Origin of the sequence: Leeuwenhoekiella sp. ZYFB001, assembly GCF_011784865.1 — a bacterium.
Taxonomy (GTDB): Bacteria; Bacteroidota; Bacteroidia; order Flavobacteriales; family Flavobacteriaceae; genus Leeuwenhoekiella; species Leeuwenhoekiella palythoae.
On the sequence record NZ_CP050460.1, the window covers coordinates 68,975 to 91,000 of the forward strand.

At 40.1% G+C, this 22,026-nt stretch carries 12 protein-coding genes; 4 read left to right on the forward strand and 8 right to left on the reverse strand.

Annotation, left to right across the window (positions count from 1 at the left end):
* Positions 1-2: 2 nt before the first annotated feature.
* From HCN54_RS00260 to HCN54_RS00285, 6 genes are all read right to left on the reverse strand, one after another.
* On the reverse strand, positions 3-1,352 hold the full coding sequence (locus tag HCN54_RS00260) for a vanadium-dependent haloperoxidase (RefSeq protein ID WP_167596109.1): 1,350 nt from the start codon (positions 1,350-1,352) through the stop codon (positions 3-5).
* 78 nt (positions 1,353-1,430) lie between these two features.
* Entirely contained in the window at positions 1,431-4,667 is a 3,237-nt protein-coding gene (locus tag HCN54_RS00265) for a VCBS repeat-containing protein (protein WP_167596110.1), read from the reverse strand.
* On the reverse strand, positions 4,660-8,010 hold the full coding sequence (locus tag HCN54_RS00270; RefSeq protein ID WP_167596111.1) for an FG-GAP-like repeat-containing protein: 3,351 nt from the start codon (positions 8,008-8,010) through the stop codon (positions 4,660-4,662). The genes HCN54_RS00265 and HCN54_RS00270 overlap by 8 nt, the downstream gene beginning before the upstream one ends.
* Positions 8,003-11,302, reverse strand: coding sequence for a VCBS repeat-containing protein (locus HCN54_RS00275; protein ID WP_167596112.1), 3,300 nt, complete (start codon positions 11,300-11,302; stop codon positions 8,003-8,005). The genes HCN54_RS00270 and HCN54_RS00275 overlap by 8 nt, the downstream gene beginning before the upstream one ends.
* A gap of 162 nt (positions 11,303-11,464) precedes the next feature.
* Entirely contained in the window at positions 11,465-13,090 is a 1,626-nt protein-coding gene (locus HCN54_RS00280) for a RagB/SusD family nutrient uptake outer membrane protein (protein ID WP_167596113.1), read from the reverse strand.
* An 11-nt stretch (positions 13,091-13,101) separates the two neighbouring features.
* A complete protein-coding gene (locus tag HCN54_RS00285) occupies positions 13,102-16,245 on the reverse strand; it encodes a SusC/RagA family TonB-linked outer membrane protein (RefSeq protein WP_072985036.1) in 3,144 nt (1,047 codons plus the stop codon).
* A 481-nt stretch (positions 16,246-16,726) separates the two neighbouring features.
* On the opposite strand from HCN54_RS00285, the gene HCN54_RS00290 reads away from it, so the two are divergent.
* Positions 16,727-17,980, forward strand: coding sequence for an NAD(P)/FAD-dependent oxidoreductase (locus HCN54_RS00290; RefSeq protein ID WP_167596114.1), 1,254 nt, complete (start codon positions 16,727-16,729; stop codon positions 17,978-17,980).
* Here the strand turns inward: HCN54_RS00290 and HCN54_RS00295 are convergent.
* On the reverse strand, positions 17,977-18,453 hold the full coding sequence (locus HCN54_RS00295; RefSeq protein WP_167596115.1) for a TspO/MBR family protein: 477 nt from the start codon (positions 18,451-18,453) through the stop codon (positions 17,977-17,979). The genes HCN54_RS00290 and HCN54_RS00295 overlap by 4 nt on opposite strands.
* 103 nt (positions 18,454-18,556) lie before the next feature.
* On the opposite strand from HCN54_RS00295, the gene HCN54_RS00300 reads away from it, so the two are divergent.
* The 3 genes from HCN54_RS00300 to HCN54_RS00310 are packed head-to-tail and all read left to right on the forward strand — an operon-like array spanning position 18,557 to position 21,548.
* The gene (locus HCN54_RS00300) at positions 18,557-19,639 is read left to right on the forward strand and encodes a diphosphomevalonate/mevalonate 3,5-bisphosphate decarboxylase family protein (RefSeq protein WP_167596116.1); all 1,083 of its coding nucleotides are present in this window, start codon (positions 18,557-18,559) and stop codon (positions 19,637-19,639) included.
* 31 nt (positions 19,640-19,670) lie between these two features.
* A complete protein-coding gene (locus HCN54_RS00305) occupies positions 19,671-20,609 on the forward strand; it encodes a mevalonate kinase (protein WP_167596117.1) in 939 nt (312 codons plus the stop codon).
* 27 nt (positions 20,610-20,636) lie between these two features.
* Complete coding sequence (locus HCN54_RS00310) at positions 20,637-21,548, forward strand: geranylgeranylglycerol-phosphate geranylgeranyltransferase (protein ID WP_072985026.1); 912 nt, start codon at positions 20,637-20,639, stop codon at positions 21,546-21,548.
* Positions 21,549-21,600: 52 nt separating this feature from the next.
* Here the strand turns inward: HCN54_RS00310 and HCN54_RS00315 are convergent, their stop codons facing one another.
* Entirely contained in the window at positions 21,601-21,939 is a 339-nt protein-coding gene (locus tag HCN54_RS00315) for a hypothetical protein (RefSeq protein ID WP_167596118.1), read from the reverse strand.
* Between the last annotated feature and the right edge of the window lie 87 nt (positions 21,940-22,026).

The window sequence follows — 22,026 nt, forward strand, 5'->3', positions numbered from 1 at the left end:
CTTTAGTTAGAAGCTTGAGCAGTATTTGATTTCATTTGTAAATTTTGCGCAACAAACTGTCCTAATTGACGCCCTTGTTTAAGCCCTTCTTCAATTGCTGCACGATAGTGAATTCCACCATAAAGACGACTTAAAGCGGCTTCTGAAGAAGCATTTCTAAACGAATCAAAACTGCGTACAGGCAAGCCATAAGCGGTTTCTGTATCATCGTCAAACTGAAAATTATCTCCATAAATTTGGGTAAGCACCTCTGCTGCTGCTCCCGAAACTACAGAGTGACCGCTGCTGTATTCAGGAAATGGTGGAGTTTGTAAAACAGGCGCCCAGGCATCGTCAATATATTGATTGATAAGCGTCTCGGGACGGATGAGGTTACTGCGGTATTTCTCATCCCAACAGCTGATAAAGCCGTCAAAAAGGGCTACAGAAGTCTTGGTGTATACATAAACCGTTTCCATCAAGTCGGCATTGGCTTTTTTGGTTACGATTTTTACAATCCCGATCCAGTGGCCACCGGGCGTGATCTTTTTGGTAGCAAACATCAAGTGTCCTTTGTGCGTAGATACATAAGGATTACAGTCCCAAAATTTGGCAATTTCCATTTTTTCAGATTCATCACCTTCTTCGGTCATAGCGTTACGCACGTCATACACCTCCATCAATTGTTTGTGAAATTCAGATCCTTCTTCCATAGAAAATTCAGGTGGAGGAATCGGTTTAAATTGATCTGCAGAATCAATTACCAGCGTTCTGATTTTCATCCAGTGTGGCTCAATACCGTCCATGTATGCCGGAGGCGTAGGTTGCCAGCGTGAAGGATTGTCAGGATTTACCGAAAACTTCGGCATCGTGCGCGTTTGCTTATACATATCCCCATCCATCCAAGCTTTAATGTGATCTGCAACTTTGAGTCCGTAAGCTTTTGAAGCTTCCAACTCGGTTGGGTTTTGCTCTTCCCATTGCAAATACAAACTGTCGCGCATTTCGGTAATACGATCTTCAGAGAAGATAAGACTTTTAGCCATTTCCATCTGAGCAACAAGCGCAGCTACATCATAATTTACAGCAGCGTCAGCATCAGGTTTTGGCGTTTCTCCCAACTCGTGAATTTGACCTGCCAAACTTTTATAATCAGGATTATTTTGTACCAAAACTTCGTAAGCAGCCATATTGGAGTAGGCGTAAATTCGGCTGGCCACCGGTGGCGAAAAAATATCGTGAATGATCACCTCGGTAACTTTATCTACCGCATTGTTATAATCGTCTGGTGTAACTACAAGTGGTTTTTCTTCTTTGGAGCAAGAAGTAATCAAAACTGCAGAAAGAACCAGTAGGCTCAGTTTTTTAAGCATAATCTTCAAATTATTTTAGGGAAACCTTTATGAAAACGATTTCTACTTTAAATTGTTTTAAGGTGTTGTGTCACCCGGTTAATCTAGTTTGTATAGCTGGCTGGTGGCGTTGTTGGGAGTCGCAAGCAAATACTTTTGACCATTTAATGATAGTATCGAAAGATCTCTTATTGATTTTCGTGCAAAATCTAATCCGATTTGATCTCCCGGAATCACCGTATTTTCATCTTTGATCAAGGCGCCGTTAAAGCTGTCTAATCTTCCGTGAAAAGGCTGTACACCAAAGTAATTTCCGGCAGCAAGAACTTCTTCTTTACCATCATTATCGAAATCAAATTTACAAAAACTTAACACGGGTGCAACCTGAAAATCACGACCTAAAGCTACAAATTCAAATTTGCCACCGTCATTGCGCAGATAACCGGTTTCTAAGGTTTGTACTTCTAGTTTTGTACTTGTTTCTAACTGTTCTTTGCTAAGAATTTGCTCGATGGTTTGACCGGCAAAATCTCTGTAATTCTGATATTTTTTTCTGAACGACACCACTTGAGAAGCCAGCGCGTCAAGTCCCATTAAAGGATAATACTTGCCTTCTTTGGCTGTGGTGACAATAGTTTCCGTTTGACCATTATTGTCAAAATCATTGTAAAACATCACCATAGGAGCATCGGCCGAAGCTTTAAATTTGCTGTTCTCGCCCCAGTTTCCAACTAAATAATCTTCATCACCATCGCCGTCAATATCAAACGGAATCACGCTTTGCCAAAGCCCGTTAAGATTTCCAATTCCTAAATCGACTTTAGTTAATCTACCATTTTTATTCTCTAGAAAAGTGGGTGCCATCCATTCGCCAACGACCACAAGGTCTAACTTTCCGTCCAAGTTAAAATCGCTCCAAACAGCAGCGGTAACCATTCCGAGATCTTTAAATTCTTGCGCTACGCGGAAACTTCCGTTTTCATTTTCTAAAAGATAGGAAACCGGTGTTTTACCAAAACTTCCTGTTATGGCTTGTGTTCCGGCAAAAACATCAAGATCACCATCCCCGTCATAATCATAAGTTACAAGCACCGAAGTGTTATCAAAAAGCTCAGGCATTGCGGCTGAAGAAAAAGCCACGCCGTCGTTTAGGTAAAGTCCGTCAATCAAGGGTTTTGCTCTGTTGAAAAAGTCACCACCTGCAGTACCGGTCATCAAATCGTTTTTCCCGTCTTTGTTGAAATCAGCGATAACGGCGGTTACCTCTTCATTGATCGAATCTTTTTTAATAGTAGCAAATTCTGTTTTTACAAAAGCAGAATCCTGTTGAATAAACACCTGAGAAGGAATGTATTTCGATCCGCCGAAAAATACATCATCGTTACCGTCTCCATTAAGATCACCAACTGCCACCGCGGGACCGCGATCACCTATTTGATAAGGAATTAATTTCTCACGATCAAAGTCAGAGTAGGCATCTTCAATGTATGTGAAATCAAGTCCTAAAGAATCGGTTACTTTTGAGAAAAGCTTTTGCTGTTTTTGTTTTAAAAGGTTGTAATCAAAAGCCTGGGTGTTTTCTTGATTCACTACGAGACTTTGATTGGCTTGAAGGTCTCTAAGCACTTGGCTGGTTTTGTCTGGCCAAATGATTCTCACAGAGTCAACAACTTTGGCATCGCTCAATCCAAAATGGATCAAAGGCTCTGAAGAAGCCTGAAAGCCACGCACGGTAAACAACTCTTTAAACTGCTTGATTCCGTTAGCATACGCATACACTTTAGCGCCAATGGCATAAGTGTTTGGGCTTTGGGTTTTCAGTTTTAGCTTAAGATAATTGGCTTTCTCATCAGTTTTATTGATGTAAAAGGTAGGCGAAGCATTGATATTATTGGTAACCAAATCCAGGTCGCCGTCATTATCAAGATCGGCGTAGGCCGTCGCTCCTGAAACAATGGTGTCGTTTGCAATCCATTTGCCGGACTGATCTTTAAATTGTAAATCGGCGCTTCCTTCATACACATAATTATGTGTTACTCCAGAAGGCATCAGATCGAGCGCTTTAGTATCGATCAAGCCGGTGTTGTTGATCTTACTTTGAATCTGCTCGTTGGACACAAACTTGATGTAGTCAAGGTCATTCGGACGTTTTGGGATTCCGTTAGAGATAAAAAGATCCTGCTGCATATCTTGATTAAAATCGGCAAACAAAGCGCTCCAACTCCAGTCTGTAGCGGCAACTCCACTCAATAACGCGGTTTCTTGGTAATCCTTTCCGTCACGATTGATAAACAACATATTTCTGGTGAACTGATAGTGATATCCATATCGATCTGTACGCAGGCGCTGCGTCTGAATATTATCATCACCTTCTGAAGCTTTCAAAACATTCTCATCCTGCGGAAGCATATCTAGCGAAATCAGATCGGGCCAACCGTCGTGATTGAGATCAGCCACGTCGCTTCCCATCGAAAAACGGCTGGTGTGGCCAAAATGATTTTTTAAATCTTCAGTAAAAGTACCATCACCGTTATTGATGTAGTAGTAATCATCTTCGTGAAAATCATTACCAATATACAGATCTGGATATCCGTCAAGGTTAAAGTCGGCAACCGCAATTCCTAATCCGTAGCCGTTGATTCCACCGTAAATCCCTGCTTCTTCACTAACATCGGTAAACACACCGTTATCGTTACGCATTAGGCGATCTCCGGTTTGTTGATTGCGTTCGTAACGTAAATCTGCCTTTCCAAATGAACTCTGCGTATGCACCGCGTGATTGAGAATGTAGATGTCCAGATCGCCATCCAGGTCATAATCTAAAAATGCAGCAGAAGAAGAATAGGTGTCCAGATCAAGGCCGTATGCTGCAGCGCGTTCGGTAAAAGTACCATCGCCGTTATTGATAAAAAGTTCGTTGTAGCCGTCCAATCCATTGAGGCCAACCACCGCACATACATAGATGTCTAGAAAGCCATCACCGTTTACGTCACCCATAACGGCACCGGTGTTCCAATCGCTGTTTCCTGCGACTCCGGCTTTTTCGGTTATATCTTCAAATTTTAGATTTCCTTTATTGAGATACAACTGATTTTTAACCTGATTTCCTGAAAAGTAAATATCTGGCAAGCCGTCATTATTGATATCGCCAATTGTGAGTCCTCCGCCATTATAAAAATAGAGGTAGTCCAGAATATTCATATCGTCTGTTGCCTCGAGCGTATTTTTAAAGGTCACTCCTGTTTTTTCAGGACTTGGATTTAAAAATAACTCGGGCTCATTTTTACAAGAAACGATCGATAAACCTAAAATGAGCAGTGAGAAAAACTTATTCATTGAGCACAAAGGTTTTTGGTTTTTGATCATTAACCGAAGCGATTAAATAGGTAGTTCCATTTTTATCTTTGAAGGTCGCAAGATGCTTCACTTCTCCTTTTACGAAAAAGCCGCTCTTGTCATAATTCTGCCAAGCATAAGACGCATCACCTTCATTGAGTAATACGTTACCAAAGCTGGCATCAAGCTGAGAATATTGCGGTTTGAACTCAAAGTTGTTGCCCGCCATAATCAAATCGGCTAAACCATCTTTATTAATATCGGTCGCGACAATATCGCAAACGCATGACAATTGCGTTTGATAGGGAAGTGGCTTTAAGCTGAAATTACCCTTACCATCATTCACAGCGATCATAGATTGGGCATATTTTACCGATTTTTTAATCGCATTCTGGAGGCTTTCTTTAGAGAAAATCACGTCGATATAGCGGTTCGCATAATCTGAAGCTTTGAGGTTTTGCTTTTTAAGCGAACTCATTTGCGCGGTGATCTCTTTCTTTTGATGTAATGGGTAATCCTTCCCATTTTTATGCATCGTAGTGATTTGCTCGATCGTTCCGTTGTTGTCAAAATCGTTGATGTACATAGACATTGGGCGTTGCTCAGAAGGCAGATAGTGTAGATTTTCTCCTTCGTTACCCAATACTAAATCCATATCGCCGTCATTGTCGATGTCAACCGCTGCGATAGTATTCCACCAGCCGGTTTTATCGCTTAAACTTGTTTCTTTTAGCGAAAGTCGTCTTCCCGAATTTTTATACACAAGCGGTGCACCCCATTCTGAAACCGTGATCAAATCAGCTTTTCCATCTTCGTCAATATCCAGCCAAAGTGCGTCAGTTACCATTCCTGCATCTTTGGTGTCGTAAGCCAAACGCTCTGTTGCGTCTACAAAAACACCATTGCCGGTATTTTCTAAGAAGAGTTGTTTAGGGTCTATACCATAAACGCCAACCACGCTGCGCGAACCTATAAACACATCCATATCGCCGTCGCCATCAAAATCATAAGGCGCAACAACGCTCATATTTTGAAATGCTGAAGGAAGTTCTTCAGGAGCTTTGCTAAAGTTTCCTTTACCGTCGTTTAAATACAATCTAGGTTTTAACTGTTCTTTTTTACCTACTTCATTTCCGCCGGAAGCAACCATTAAATCCAGATCGCCATCACCGTCTGCATCAAAAAGAGCTGCGGCGGTATCCTCATAAAAAGCATCTTCGGTAAAAGCCGACTGGTTTTTGTTATTCAATTTTCCTTTGCCTTGATGTAAATACAGCGTTCCTGCGCTTCCGCTAGGTGCTCCCACATAAACATCTTCATTTCCATCACCATCAACATCTCCCGTAGCTAGCGCCGGACCCTCCTGCGAAAGTTTTTTGGCGATCAAACCTTCATAATCAAAGTCGTTATAATTGTTTTCGGTATTTGCTTTGAGCTTCTCGTTGCTTAATTCGGTAAGCAATTGAGATTGTGGCTGTCGCTTTTTCGGAATATAGGTTTCCGTAGCATCAGCTTGAGCTAAAGCTAAGGTTTGATCGGTCGCAACTTGGGTTAAAAGCTGTGTTTTATCATTAGGCCATAAAACGCGAAGCGAATCAATAGTTTGCGTAGTGCCTAAACCAATTGTCATTTTATAATCTACAGAAGACTGAAACCCTCGTACCGGGTACAATTCCTGAAAAATCTCTTGATCATCAAAATACAAACGCACCGAAGCTCCAACGGCAAATGGGTTTTGCTCGCCACCTTTAAAGGTTAGGCTTAAATAATGATTTTGGTTTTGTTGTGCAGCTTCATTGCGGTAAATGAAGGTTTGCATATTTACGTTGTTCACAACCAGATCCAGATCCCCATCATTATCCAAATCCCCGTATGCTGAACCGTTGGACATACTCGGCATATCAAGTCCCCATTTTTTACCAGCATCTTCAAAAGTCAAGTCTTTTTTATTGCGATACACCGCATTAGGTAGCGGCTTTTTCGGCATTTTATCAATGATCGAATCTATCGCTTGACGCTTACCGGTCATCGCCATATTTTGAATGATCTCGTTAGCAAAAAAGTCAACAAAGTCAAGATCAGTTAAATCGTGGTTGATTCCGTTGGTCACATAAATATCACGATATCCATCATTATCAAGGTCGACAAGCAATCCGGCCCAACTCCAGTCGGTAGCATCTACGCCACTATAATAGGCGGTTTCAGAAAAGGTGCCGTTTCCATTGTTCACCTGAAGCGTATTCTGAATAAACTGCTGATAAAAATCTTTACTCTGCTTGAGTTTATACACATTATAATTGTCAAACTCCATTACCGATTTTACGCGCTCTTCCGGCTCGGGAAGCATATCGGTAATAAAAATATCTTGCAGCCCATCGTTGTTGATGTCTGCCATATCAACTCCCATTGCAGAAAGTGATAGGTGGGAAGTCCATTCTTTTATTTCTTCTTTAAAAGTGCCATCTTTTTGGTTGATGTAGAGATAATCGCGCTCGTAGAAATCATTTGAAATATAGATATCCGGATACAGATCATTATTGATGTCTGTGATCATCACGCCAAGGCCAAAACCAATTAAGCTACCGTAAATTCCTGCTTCTTCACTAACATCTGTAAAGGTTCCGCCGTCGTTACGCATAAGTAGATCGCCCACACCTTTAAAAACATCAGGAACATTTTCCCAGTTTTCTGCCCGCGTATCGCGTTGCTCAGCATATCCTAATCCGCTTACAGGAACGTTGCTGTTATTTAAGATGTACACATCAAGATCGCCATCTTTATCATAATCGAAGAAACTCGCTTGCGTAGAAAATCCTGATTTTGCCAGATTGTATTCCTGTGCTTTTTCGGTAAAGGTTAGATCGCCGTTGTTGATGTACAGATCATTGTCGTGATTGTTGCCTTTCATATTTCCGGCATTGCTCACATAAATATCCAGCAAGCCGTCAGCATTTACATCAGCCATCACCACACCGGTAGACCAAGGTTTGTTTCCGCCCACACCGGCTTTTTCGGTAATGTCTTCAAACTGAAAATTTCCTTTATTGAGGTACAGTTTGTTTTGCTCCATATTAGCGGTCAAGTAGATATCTGCAAGGCCATCATTGTTAATGTCACCAATAGCGACACCACCACCATTATAGAAGTTTCGGTATTTAAAAATGTTGAAATCGCTCTGATTTTTAATGGCGTTCACAAAGTCGATGCCCGTTTCTTCGGTGGACATTGTGGTAAACAAAGTGGGCTCTTGATCTATTGCAGCATCTTTTTGTTGCTTGTCCTGATCACAAGAAACGAATGCTAGGCAAATGCCAATGAAGTATATTTTCTTAAAACTAATCATGTGCAGTCTCTTTTCTAATAAAAAGCGGTTTATCATTATTACGACCTATGATGTAAAAAAGGTCGTCTTTAATTTTCAGCTTTGAGTTGCTGCGTACAGCGCCTCTAATATCAATAGTGTGGTTGCCGGTATAGTTGAAACCCGATCCTGTATTTAATAAAAACACACCGTGCGAAGCATCAAGGCGGCTCAACTGGGTGCTGATCTCGCTGTCGTTTCCTAAGAGCAAGATGTCTAGTAAACCATCGGCATTGAAATCTTCGGTTATGATTGATTTTACACTCGAAATCTGTGCCATTTGCGGTAACGCAGTTGCTTTAAACGCTAAATTTTCTTGGTTTTCAAAATACGTGGTCTCAAGCGTAAATACTTGCTTTTTTTCCGCTTTTTCAAGTTTTTCTTCGGAAAGTAAATCGGTAATGCCGGCTTTTGCAAAATCGTGATAACTCAAGAATTTCTTATTCAAGAACGGAAGTTGCTTAACCAACTCATCTTTTGTCGCCAAAACGGTTTCGGTTCCTTTATAGAAATAGGTAGTGATCGGGTCAATCTTTCCGTTATCATCAAAGTCGAAACGATACAGATTCAAGGGTTTTTCAACCGAAGCGGTTAGGCGGGTGTTCAAGCCCCAATTACCCGCAATCAAATCCACATCGCCGTCGCCATCAAAATCTTCAGCACAAATGCTATTCCAGAGTCCGTTTGTGTTTTTGAGGTCATCCAAATTTAGAAGCCTTAGCTTTTCGCCCGAATTCATAAAGATTTTGACAGGCATCCAGTGACCGCAGACAATCGCATCTTTAAAACCGTTGTTGTCAAGATCGACCCAGATAAGATCTTTTACATTTCCTGCGGAAGAAAAGTCGGGAGCGTAGCTTAAGGTAACATCAGTGAATTTTCCTGTACCGTCATTTTTTAGAAGGAATTGCTGCGGAGTAGCGCCAAATTGTTGAGGAATCAAATCACTGGTTATAGCGAGATCAGTATGGCCATCATTATCAAAATCAACAGCAGTTAGCGCCGAAGCATTAAGCGTCACGCCTTCAAAAGCTTTATTCACTTTTGTAAAACCTTCCTCAGAATTTAGGTAGAGGCGAGGCGTGAGTTGTCTTCCGGAGGTGAATTCATTCCCGCCGCTCGCGATGACAATATCGAGCAAACCGTCATTATTGACATCAATAAGTGTCGCTGCGGTATCTTCATTGATCGCGTCTTCTTCACTTTCCGGGAGAAAATCTTCAGTAAAACTTCCGTTTTCTTGTTGAAGATAAATACTTGTTTGTTGCGCCTTGGCTCCCAGAATTAATATATCATCAAGACCGTCATTGTTCAAATCTCCCGTTTCAATTGCCGGACCGGTGTTAGTGTTTGCATAGGGAACTAAAGGATCGCGACTAAATTCAATAGAATTCCCGTCGTTATGCTGAAAATTTATTGCCGTACTGTCTTGAACCCAAACAAGATCTGATTGAGCTTGAGTTTTAAAAGCGGTTTGTGAGGCGTCTTTTTCATCCAGAAACAGCTCGGTCTTAACATTTGTGATCACTTGAGATTTTCCGGAAGGCCAGAGTACTTTTAACGAGTCTAATTGTGTGGCGTTGCCCAATCCTACACCAATAGAAGGAGCGACCGCAGACATAAAGCCACGTGTGCTATAGTTCTCAAAAATCTGAGTATGGTTTGGTGTATACGCTGTGATTTTGGCACCAACCCCAAAAGTATTGGGCTTAGTACCTATAAGATGAACTGTAATTCCATTTGAACGTTGTGAGGTTTCAATAGTGGTGTTTTTTAAAATAGATGCCGGCTGGTTGACGTTATTTACCACCAGATCAAGATCGCCGTCATTGTCCAGATCTCCATAAGCAGCACCATTGCTGAAGGTTTTTTCATTAGAAGTCCATTGTGCGGTAACATCTTCAAATATGCCGTTACCCAAATTTTTATAGGCATAATTGGTCGCCTTGATTTCCGGAAGTTTGTTGATGAATTCCATTTCGGTTTCGGACATATTTTTGCCTAAACGCTTTTGAATACTCTCGTTGGAGATGAAATTCACAAAATCCATATCATTAGTAGCGCCCAGAATTCCGTTAGCGATATAAATGTCTTTATAACCATCGTTATCCAAATCAGCTATTAAAGGGCTCCAAGACCATTCAGTTGCGGCGACACCACTTTGAAACGCAGTTTCTGCAAATCTGCCATTACCTAGATTAAGTTGTAAGGTGTTTTGCATAAACTGATAATCATAGCCGTTTCTGAGTTGGTTTTGATAAATAGGGTAGGCGTATTCATTTCCCGAAGCTTTTAAAACTTCAAGATTTTCAGGCAACATATCTAAGCTTAAAATGTCTGTATTGCCATCATTGTTGAGGTCAGCAATATCACTTCCCATCGAAAAATGCGAGGTGTGCCCCAGTAGATTTTGTGTGGTATTTACTTCAGAAAATGTGCCGTCCTGATTATTGATGTAAACGTAGTCATTCTCAAAAAAATCGTTAGCAATATAAATATCTGGGTAGCCATCGTTATTTAAATCTGATATGGAAACGCCTAGGCCATAGCCTATTTTACTATTAAAGATCCCGGCTTGCTCGGTTACGTCGGTGAACTTATTACCATCATTACGATAGAGTTTGTCACCGCCTCGCGGATCAGGGATCTTGCGGATCGCTGCTCTGCCGTAGCTGGCATTAGGATGCACGGAGTGATTGAGGAGATACATATCTAGATCTCCATCTTTATCATAATCAAAAAAACTAGCCTGTGTAGAGAGTCCGGAATAATCTAAGCCGTAAGCAGCGGCAGACTCAATAAACATGGGCACCGTGCCGTGCACTCCCTGATTGATATAAAGTTTGTTACTTCCGGTTAGATCAAGATGACCACTTACCGTACATACATAGATATCGAGGAGTCCGTCTGCATTAATATCTACAGTGGTAACGCCGGTATTCCAGGAATCTGCAGCGGTGTATATGGCAGCTTTGTCAGTAATATCAATAAATTTTAAATCTCCTTGATTCAGATATAATTGATCTGCGACTTGATTTCCGGTGAAATAAATATCCAGCAGTCCATCATTATTAAAATCGGCAACGGCTGTACCTGCACCATTATTGAAGTACAAGTAGTTAAGAATGTTGAGTTGGGGTGTATTTGTTAATTCGTTGCTGAAGGTAATGCCTGTATTTTGAGCCTCAATGAATTTAGATTCTGTGGTCTCTTTACTGCAAGAAAAACTCATAGCAAGTAATACGCTCAAAAAGAAAGGGTATAATCTTGTCATTGATTTTTTTACAGTTTAGGGAAAAGTAGCTTGTGTTTAAAACTAGGAGTCTTTTTCTAAAGTTGAAACAATTTAGAAGGTAAAGTTTGAGAAATCTTTCAATTTAAAAGGAGGGCCAATGCTGACCCTCCTTTTTATAAATCTAGTACTAAAGTTTTCTAATTAGTACCCTGGATTTTGAGTCAAATTAGGGTTAAGAATTATCTGACTAGCAGGAATTGGGAACAAGTTTCTGTTTTCATTTCCTATTTGAGAATCTGCTTTTAATTCCCATCCTCTGGTATATTGACCAAAACGAATCATATCATTACGTCTCCAGAACTCAGCATAAAGTTCGCGACCTCTTTCATCTAGTATGTCTTGCTCAGTAACCGAGGTAAAAGGAGTAGCCTCACGAAGACCACGTAGCACATTCATCATTGCAGTTGGGTCTTGACCAGCTCTAAACATTGCTTCAGCTTTCATCAAATACGCATCAGAATAGCGGAAGAAAATTTCGTGCTCCACAAATCCGCCGTAACGGGCGTTGTACTTTTGTACACGAATACCAGTTGTTTCACTGTTATTGATAAGGCTAACATTACCATTCCCGTCAGTAAATTGTCTCTTAAAAGTAAGTGGGTTACCACCACGATCATTTAATGGAGTGCCATCATAATCGTATTGCTGTCCTACTAAGAAACCAAAACCAATGTTTGATCCATCTGCAAAACCATCATCATTAGAATCTGACGAACCTTCAAACGAACCTGCAGCAAGACCTTCGGTAGGAACAAAACCACGACGTTCTTCTTGACCAGATCCTGGTGTATTTACATTAGGATCTCCCTCAAACATATCGTAGTATTCTGCTAGCGTAGCAAAACCATTCCAACCACCACCTGCAATTTCAGGAGCACTGTTGTAGTGTAGACCATTCCAGATTCGGTTACCTACAGAAGTAGGGATAAACCAGATCGTTTCATCATCTAATTCATTTCTAAAAATATCAAAGTAATCATCTTCAATTCCATAGCCATCAGCATCAATAGCATCTACCAGCTCAATAATTTGTTGCATATCTGCAGTAGCAGGCTCGCCACCTACATAAATATGCTTGTTAAGAAGCACTTTAGCTAATAAATAACGTGCGGCAGCCTTAGAAGCTCTAGCGTGATCAGAGGTTGCAGTTCCTACGCCAGATCCAGGTCCTAAAGTAGGTAAACCGGCGATTGCAGTATTCAAGTCTGAAATGATGTAATCAACAGCTTCTTGCCCGGTGATCACTTCAGGATTGTCTAATAAAGATGCTTCAGGATCACGAATAGGCACTTGACCAAAGTTATCAAGAACAAAGAATACACCTAATGCTCTTAAGAAAGAGGCTTGAGCGCGTTGCACTTCATTAGGGCTTGATAAGTCAGACAAAGCTTGAGACGCAGCAAACTGCGTTTGGTTCCACTGGTTGAATGTGTTTGTGATATACTGGTGATCAGTTCTCCAATCGTGCTGGTGTAACTGTCTCCAGATCCCGTTATCACCCCAGTCAGAACCTCTGGTAGGAACCAGTGCAGCATCTGTAGTCACTTCACTAAGCGCAAAGAAATCTGCCTGATTACCAATGATTCCATTTAAACTGTTGTAGATACCATCAATAAACAAATCTACATCACCTACCCCTTGAAAGTCTGGTGACTGTCTTGAATCTGTTTCTTCAATCTCTAGGTCTGTACAAGAGATAGCCAATCCTAAGGATAGGACTCCTACTAAAAACCTAGAAGTTTTAAAATGTTGTTTTAAATATTTCATAGTTATTTTTTTTAAAATCTTGCGTTAACACCAAATGAGAATGTACGAGGTCTTGGGAATGCTGCGTATTCAATACCTGCGGTAGGAATGTTAGAAGCATTAAGACTACCTGTGTTTGTTGAAACTTCAGGATCAAGCCCAGAGTAACCAGTGATTAAGAATACGTTTTGACCTGTTACTGAAAAACGAAGTGAGTCAAATAATCCTTCACCGCTCATAGGTACATTATATCCTACGCTTAAAGTTTGTAAGCGTACAAAATCTCCTTTCTCTAAGAAACGTGTAGAAACTGCTACTGAAGAACCTGGAGCTTCACCACTAGTTAATACATCAGTGGTTACGTTTTTAGCGATTGTGATACCACCTGCATTAAAGAATGCATTGTCTGTTGCGTTATAAACTGAGAATCCAAACTGCCCATTAAAATATGCAGCAAAATCAAAGTTCTTATACGTTGCGTTTAAGGAAAGACCGGCAGTCCAATCTGGCTGAGCATCTTCGCCTACAAATTTCTTATCTGCATCTGGATCTCCTTCACCATTACCATCGACATCTACATATGTTGGATTTCCGTTTTCATCAAAACCTGTGAATTCAGCCATATAGAAAGAGAATAAAGGATACCCTGCTTGTAAGCGTTGCGCAAAAGCACCAGTTAAACCATTACCATTAATTGGTCCTGTATCAATGATACGATCAGTATCTAACACCTCATTATGGTTATAAGCAATGTTGAAAGAAGAAGAGAAAGTAAAATCTTCTGTTTGTACAAAGTCGTAATTAAGCGCAAGTTCAACCCCTTGGTTCACTACTTTACCATCAGTCAAGTTTTGGAAAATAGTTTCGATACCCGGAACCTGTGGAGCTGCAAGCGTACTTAATAATAGTAAGTCTGTAGTTTCTTTACGGTACAGGTTGAAAGACCCATTAAAGCGATCGTTGTTGAAACCAAAGTCAACACCAATGTTTACGTCCAAAGTAGACTCCCATTGAAGCGCTTCGTTATTGTTACCTACAAACTGAGTTCCTGAGTTAGTTACCGTCAAGTTATCGGTAATTCCGATATCAGAGAAACGTGTTCTTCTGATGAAATTAGCGTATCCTAAACCTTCTTGGTTACCAACAACCCCTGCACCTAATCTTAACTTAAGTGTAGATACATTGTCTCCAATAAAGTCTTCTTCGTGAATTTGCCAAGCAAATGCACCAGAAGGGAAATAACCATATTGATTTTCAGGTCCGAAAGTTGAAGAACCGTCAGCTCTGAATGTTCCTGTAAATAAGTATTTATCAGCAAGCGTATAGTTTACTCGAGCGAAATACGATTGTAATTCGTCTGTGTTATCAAAAGTATTTGCGAAATACGCAGTAAAAAGCTGTGAGTAACTTGTACCGATGGGTTCAGAAACGAATGCAGAGTCAAATGGAGCTCCAAAATCAATTCGGTTTACATAATCTCTGTCTTGGTCGTAAGCAAAGTTTTGGAACGAACCAGAGATCGTATTGGCGATCAAATCATACTGATCTTCAAGTTGGCTAGCAGCTAAGCCCATATCTGGACCAAAGCCAATACCACCAGCGTTAATTCCTTCGCGAGCAAATTCTTGATAAGAATAACCAGCAACTACGTCAATTTTTGAGTTTTCAAACTGCTTGTTGTAGCTTAAAGTAGCTTCAAAGAGCTTGTTAGTCTGATCAAAAGTTCCGTAGGTTCCTTGACCGTTACCAGACACACGGTTGATACCAGCTACTTCAGGGGAGAAAAGCGCGATAGTTTTTGCATCACTTTTGTCATAACCTCCGGTTACTTTAGCGCTAATTGCATCTGTAATTTTATACTCCGCAGAAAGGTTTGCTAAAAAACGATTGGTATTAGACTCACTTTGATAATAACGTAATAAGTTAACCGGGTTTAATAAGTTACTTCCCGGAGAAAAGTCAGCGTCAACTGGCCAAGTAGGGTTTGCTGTAATTGATGAACCAATTAAGTCACCTGTTGAACCAGCCTGGCCACTAATAGGAGCGTTTTGATCATTTACACGAGATAAAGTGGTCTGTAAGCTTAAGGTAAGTTTATCATCAAACAAACGCTGCGTAGCATTTAAACGACCAGTAATTCTTTCTTGACCTGTGTTTCTGATAACACCCTGCTGATCTGAATAACCAAATGACGCACGCACGTTACCAGAAGTGTAGCTGTGTGCATAGCTCAAGTTATTTTGAGTAGAGATCGCATTTCTGGTATAAAAATCTTGAAAGTCAGAAGCGAAACCAAAGTCTAATAATGAAGGGTCTCCTCCGTAATCTGGTAAAGCATTAAGGTATTGATCTGCTGTTAGTAGATCATATTCTCTTGCCGGAGAAGAGAAGCTTACGTTACTGCTTACTTCCCAAACACCTCCAGAGCTACCACGTCCACTCTTGGTTTGTACGATGATTACACCATTAGCACCACGAGAACCGTAGATAGCAGTTGCTGATGCATCTTTAAGAATAGAGATACTTTCTATATCGGTTGGGTTTAAGAAACTTAATGGGTTTCTTGAAGAACCACCACCTACACCTAGGTCACCTGCAGCAGGAGCTCCTGAGGTTGTTAATGGCACACCATCAACAACGATAAGCGGGTTGTTCCCAGAACGAATAGAGTTTGAACCCCTAATACGCACATTGATACCTGCTCCCGGCTCACCAGAAGACTGTGATATTTGTACCCCGGCAGTTTTACCTTGAATTAATTGTTCTGGGGAAGCAATTACCCCTTGGTTGAAATCTTCTGAAGTTACCGAAGCAACGGTTCCCGTCGCATCTTTAACTGTAGTTGACCCATAACCAATAAGAACTACTTCATCTAAAGCTGCAGCATCCTCTTGAAGTGTTACGTTAACAGTAGATCTACCGTTTACAGCAACTTCTTGAGGAGCAAAGCCTACATAGCTAAAAACCAGAACACTTCCGGTAGCTACATCGTTTAAGGTGTAATTTCCATCAAAATCAGTAGTTGTACCATTAGTAGTTCCTTTTACGAGAACGTTTGCGCCCGGAAGCGGACCATTAGGTTCAGATACTGTTCCGGATACTGTTTGTGCTTGCGCCATACCTGCCAGTAAAAGCGAAGCGAAAAACAACATACTTCTAAGTATTACTTGCTTCATAAGTTTTGAATTTTAATTGAATTATTTGGTTTTCCAATAATGTTTCTTGGTATCCAAATTTATATAAATAATTGAATAAACAAGGGCAACTACAACGTTTAAGTAACGAAATCGATATAGTTTTGAAAACTGTATTTTGTACGCTTATTCGCAATATTTTATCAAATAACTAATAATTTGCTAAGAATTACTGTTTTCATTGTGAAATATTCATAGCTAATAAAATTACGCAAGAAAGAGTGCATCAATTACACGTTTGTTTAAATGATGAATATTTTTTGAAGAAGTAGGGCTAAATTGGGTGAAAATCGTCGTTTTTACCTGCAAAAAACACCTACTTTTTTCGGCAAAACGTCAATTCATGCATTTTGTTAATTAAAGGTTAATTTGACGTTTAATGTCCTTATCTAAATCGATTAAGTAGCGAAATTGATTTTTAATGTCAAATCTCAAATTTTAGAATTCCCTCTATATTTGCTCTATGATATATGACTGTATTATTATAGGTGGTGGGGCAGCAGGTTTTTTTACTGCGATCAATCTGGCGCGCCAGCGGCAAGATCTCAATATTCTAATTTTAGAACGTGGGGCTCAAGTGTTAGAAAAGGTGCGTGTTTCTGGAGGTGGTCGCTGTAATGTAACGCACGCTATTTTTGAACCCAAACCACTGACAGGGCATTATCCCAGAGGGAACAAAGAATTATTAGGTCCGTTTCACAGCTTTATGAGCGGGGATACCATGGCTTGGTTTGACGAGCTGGGTGTCGCGCTTAAAATTGAAGAAGATGGAAGAATCTTTCCGGAGTCAGATAGTTCGCAAACCATTATAGATTGTTTTCTTGATCAAGCTAAAAAACTAGGTGTTGAGGTGAGCACTAAAATGCCGGTAGCAGCTATTAACAAAGTAGATGACGTCTTTCAAGTTGAAACTAAAACGCACACCTTCAGCAGTGCTTCTGTGGTGGTTGCGACTGGGAGTAACGCAAAAATGATTAGGCAACTGGCGAGTAATGGATTGGCGGTAATTCCGGCGGTTCCGTCTTTATTTACCTTTAATATAGATGACGAGCGTATTACAGACCTTGCAGGCTTAGCTACCCCGGCAAATGTGCGCCTTTTTGATACAAATAACCAACAGCTTATAACAGGGCAATATGCGATAGATCAAGAAGGTGTTGACGGCCCTGTGCTGATAACGCATTGGGGTATGAGCGGACCGGGGATTTTAAAACTTTCGGCTTGGGCGACGCGAGAATTGCACGCTTGTGACTATCAATTTTCTATAAGAATTGATTGGCTTCCGGAGTATGACCGAGCGACTTTTGGAGCGCATCTCAGATCTCTAAAATTTGACCTAGCCAAACAGCAAGTCTTTAAGCGTAGTCCATTTAATATACCGAAACGCCTATGGCAGCAACTGGTTCTAGCTTCAACTATTTCTGAAGCCTTAAAATGGGCAGATCTTTCTAAAGTAATGCTTCAAAATCTGGAACTTCAATTACGCGAAGCTCAATTTGAAGTTCGTGGTAAAAGCACCTTTAAAGAGGAATTTGTAACCGCAGGTGGAATTGACCTGAAAGAAATTGATTTTAAAACATATCAAGCCAAAAAAATAAACGGACTTTATCTGGTTGGAGAAATTCTTGATATTGATGCGGTAACCGGCGGATTTAATTTTCAAAATGCCTGGACCGGTGGGTATATTGCCGCGAAAGCTTTAGCGCAAACGCTTTAATTAAGGCGCCAGATCTCAAAATTGAGTGCAGAGGCATAGGCTACCCAAATTATATAAGGAAATAAGAGATAGGCTGCTTCGGGTTTCACTACTTTAAACCATTTAAACGTGAAAAGAAGCAGGATCAATAAGCTTATGATGATAAGGAGTGCCGGTAAAACGAGATGCATTCCAAAGAAAACAATAGACCAGGCTGCATTTAAAATAAGCTGAAATCCAAAATGATAGAGCGCTGTTTTGACCCATTTGTGGTAATAGCCTTTGTTCCATACCAGGCCTGCGGCGATTCCCATTAAAATATAAAGTACGGTCCATACAGGCGCGAAAAGCCAATTAGGTGGTGTAAAAGCAGGTTTTGCTAATTGCGGATACCACGTGAGCACACTGCTTTGCGTGGCAATAGCACTTAAGAAGCCTACGAGTAGGCATACCGTAATCGGGATCAGAATATGAAAGGTTTTTTGTGTATTCATATTAAGGGCATTGCTGTCTAAATTAGAAAATTTTTATGAGTTTCAGACCTCAAAAAAAAGCTAGCGGGCTTTCAAAACTTTTTAGAGAGGTTATATTTGCAGTATGACAACTACCAAATTTCATCCTGAACCATACACTCAGGCATTGACGACAAAATCAGTGAGTTATGAATCTCCTAGTAATATTGCCTTAATTAAATACTGGGGAAAGCACGGCATTCAAATTCCTAAGAACCCTTCAATAAGTTTTACTTTAAATAATTGCAAGACCACAACTACTCTAAGTTATGAGAAACGCTCTGAGCCGGGTGATGCTTATGAATTAAAAGTAATTTTAGACGGAAAGCATAAACCGGGGTTTGAGCCTAAAATCCATCAGTTTTTTGGGCGCATTGAAGCATATTTACCTTTTATAAAAGACTATGCCTTTACCATTGAGACTTCTAATAGTTTTCCGCACAGTTCGGGGATCGCGTCTTCTGCAAGTGGATTAAGCGCATTAGCCTTGTGTTTGATGGAGATGGAGCGTGAGATGCAACCAGATATGACGCTTAAACACTTTAAGCAAAAAGCTTCTTTTATCGCACGTTTAGGTTCGGGTAGCGGTTGCCGGTCATTAGAAGGGCCTATTATGGTTTGGGGAGAGCACGCAGATGTAGATGGAAGTAGTGATGTGTATGGTGTGCAATACCCTTATCAGATCCATTCGGTTTTTGATCACTATCAAGACACGATTCTTTTAGTAGATAAAGGCGAAAAGCCGGTAAGCAGCACCGTGGGACATAATCTAATGCATAACCACGCTTATGCCGCGAGCAGATTTGATCAGGCGGTAGAAAATTTATCACGTATGATTCCTATTCTTCAGGAAGGTGATTTAGATGGCTTTGTGGCTTTAGTAGAGAGCGAAGCACTTACGCTACACGCAATGATGCTAACGAGTAATCCGTATTTTATACTGATGAAACCTAACACCTTGCATATCATTGATAAGATCTGGGAATACCGACGAGAGACCGGTGTGCCTGTATGTTTTACGCTTGATGCCGGGGCCAATGTGCACGTTTTATATCCAGAAAAAGATAAAGAAGCTGTACAAGAATTTATTAAGAATGATTTAAGTAAATATTGTCAAGATAATCGGTATATTTTTGACAATGTGGGAAATGGAGCAATTAAATTGTAAATTTGCTTCGGTTTAAAAACCTGTACGCTTTATGAAAGGACCTTTATTTTATTCTAAAATTTTACTTTTTGGTGAGTACGGAATCATCAAAGATTCTAAAGGCTTATCAATACCTTATAATTTTTATAAAGGTGCTTTAAAGGTTGATGAGCATCCTGATGAAGTCGCGGTCAAGTCTAATGAAAGCTTAGGTAGATTTGCGGTTTATTTAAAAGAATTGCAAGAAGATCAGCCTGATTTAGTTCAGTTTGATATTGAAGCGCTTCAAGAAGATGTTGCCAAAGGAATGTACTTTGACAGCACAATTCCACAAGGATATGGTGTAGGAAGTAGTGGTGCGCTGGTTGCTTCGATCTATGATAAATATGCTTTTGATAAAATCACGATTCTCGAGAATTTAACACGTGAAAAATTGTTGAAGCTGAAGCATATTTTTGGTCAAATGGAATCGTTTTTCCACGGAAAATCTTCAGGTCTTGATCCGCTTAACAGCTACTTGAGTCTTCCTATTCTTATTAATAGTAAAGACGATATCGAGCCTGCCGGAATTCCTTCTCAAACTCCTGATGGAAAGGGTGCTGTGTTTTTATTAGACAGCGGGATTGTTGGCGAAACTGCCCCAATGATCAATATCTTTATGGAAAGCATGAAGAAAGAAGGTTTCCGTAAAATGTTGAAGACACAATTTGTAAAGCATACTGATGCGTGTATTGATGACTTTTTAAAAGGGGATGTCAAGTCACTTTTTGGGAATGTAAAGCAATTGTCTAAAACTGTGCTGCGCAACTTTAAACCTATGATTCCTGCAAGTTTTCACGATCTCTGGAAACAAGGTATTGAGACTAACGATTATTACCTGAAACTTTGCGGTTCTGGTGGTGGCGGTTATATTCTTGGCTTCACGCAGGATATTGATAAAGCCCGTAAAGCACTCGCCGGCCATAAGGTTGAGGTGGTTTATAATTTCTAAGAATTTCCTGGTATTAAATATCTGTTTATGTCACGCATAAGCCGTAGAAACAAACTGTTGCTTTTAAAATTTCTGAGTTTGTTTTCGGTGGTGCGCGGGTACAACATTCTCATTATAGTTATAGCACAATACCTGGCTTCGATCTATATTCTTTCGCCAGATTTACCGCTTAGAGAAGTACTGTTTGATGTTAATCTCTTTCTTATTGTGGTTTCTACCTCTGTAGTGATCGCCGGCGGTTATATTATCAATAGTTTTTATGACAGCGAAAAAGACTGGATTAACAGGCCTAATAAAACCAAGTTGGATCATCTGGTGAGTCAGAAAAAGATGCTCTCGCTTTATTTTGTACTCAATTTTATTGCAATCATCGTCGCCAGTTATGTCTCGTTTTTTGCTGTGCTGTTTTTTTCTGCCTATATCTTCGGTATTTGGATCTACTCTCATAAACTCAAAAAAGTTTTATTCTTAGGAAACCTTGTTTCGGCTTCTTTGGCGCTTACACCCTTTTTTGCAGTCTTTATCTACTATCGCAATTTTGAAAAAGTGATTTTTGTTCACGCCGTTTTTTTGGGTCTCATCATTTTGATGCGCGAACTCATAAAAGACCTTGAAAACATTAAAGGAGACATTGCGCTTAATTACCATACTTTTCCTGTGGTCTATGGAGAAAAATCTACAAAAGCATTGATCTCCTTACTTATTGGAGTGATTGTGATTCCTGCTTTTTTATTGATTAATAAATTTGATATAGGGTTAATGCGCTACTACTTTTATGTCAGCACCTTGCTGCTTATAGTGTTTTTATACCTGCTGTGGTGGTCAGATGCTAAGCTTCATTATCTATTGCTGCATAATATTTTAAAATTCATTTTAGTACTTGGAGTTTTTAGCATTCTACTTATTGATCCTGATATAGTACTTAATCGAATTGTATAAAAAAAGGTCATCGCATTGATGACCTTCTGGCTAATAAAATAAACGAGACCGATTAAATTTCTTTTACGATCTTATAACTTAGGTTGAAGAACTTGTTTTTACCAACAGCTACCTTTGCTTCTTTATAATTGAGTCTGTTTTTGATGTAATTCTCGATTGCAGGATTTTCGGTGGTTACATTGAGAACCACAATGCTGCCTTGCGCAGTTACCATAAACTCAATTTCATTTTCTAAAACATCCTGCTGCAACTCAAGATCTGGAGTTCCTAAAAGCTCGATGATTTGTGTACGCAATTGCATACTTGCGGTTTCTGGTTTTGGGTCTGTGTTAGCCAATAAGCTTGATGTAGATAATACTAAGGCTACGACTAGAATTTGTAATTTTTTCATTGTTCTTTTTTTTACTGATTGATGTGTCAAATGTAGCTGTTAAGATTGCGTAGCAGAGCATTTGATGTGTTATCAAACTAGGGCTAA